Annotated in this window: 1 protein-coding gene and 1 pseudogene; both read left to right on the top strand. The window is 48.6% G+C overall.

Going from position 1 to position 938, the window contains the following annotated elements:
* Window positions 1-682 (top strand): annotated as a pseudogene (locus A3763_RS28060) (magnesium chelatase); the annotation flags it as partial.
* Window positions 679-938: cob(I)yrinic acid a,c-diamide adenosyltransferase (locus A3763_RS03970; RefSeq protein WP_197482746.1), on the top strand; the 260-nt coding region annotated here is incomplete at its 3' end. The pseudogene A3763_RS28060 and the gene A3763_RS03970, both read left to right, overlap by 4 nt.

Below are 938 nucleotides of genomic sequence, written 5' to 3'. Positions count from 1 at the left end.
ACCCTCTGCATTGTTAGACTCGATGTTTGCCAATCAAAAAGGGCGCTCTACCATAGGCCGGCAAACATCGAACAAAGACGGGCGACTTCCTGATTGGTTCGGCACACTGCTAAGTAGTTTTGGCGAGTGGCCGCCTAATAAGCTCAAGATGCGGAAACAAAAATTGGGTCAGTCAGTCTTACATGTTGTTTTGTTTGATACCTCGGGCTCTACTTTACAAGGTGACGTTTTTGCACGTGCAAAAGGTGTTGTTGCTGCGATCGCCAATGAGGCTTACTTAAACAGAGAGCAACTTGCGGTGTTTGGTTTTGGTAACAATCAAGTACTGTCGCTCATGGCGAAAGTGAGAGCGCCCAAACAGATCGAGAACTGGTTGCAGGGGCTCCGAGCGGGCGGTGGAACACCAATCATAGAAGGCGTTAATGAAGCGGCTCGGTATTGCGAAGCGATGAGTCAGAAATTTCCAGGGCTAAACATACGGACGTATATAGTGTCTGATGGTCGGAGCCGAGAAACGCTCAGCCAAATTAGGCTACCCGGTGACTGTGTATGGGTGGATACTGAGCAAGCGACAATACCCCGTGGTCGTGGAAGAGAGTTTGCGCGCAATTTGGGCGCAATCTATATCTCCTTAAAGGATGATCTTTTAAGTAACTCAACAGGAAAAGGTAGCTTGGCATGAAGTCGCATCAAGAGCGCATGGCGCACAAAAAGGCCATTATCGATAAAAAGATTGCCAAGGCAACTGAAGAGCGTGGCGTTCTGATTTTGTTGAAAGGAAATGGCAAAGGCAAAAGTAGCTCCGCCTTTGGCACGATGGCCAGAGCCGTAGGGCATGGTCAGAAAGCCGCGGTCGTTCAGTTTATTAAGGGCCGAAAAGAAACCGGTGAATTCAAACTATTCCGCGACCATGAACGTATCGATTGGCATGTAATGGG

Source organism: Oleiphilus sp. HI0128 (assembly GCF_001635365.1).
Note: the sequence above shows the minus strand (reverse complement) of the source record. Positions and strands in the feature narration are given on the sequence as shown.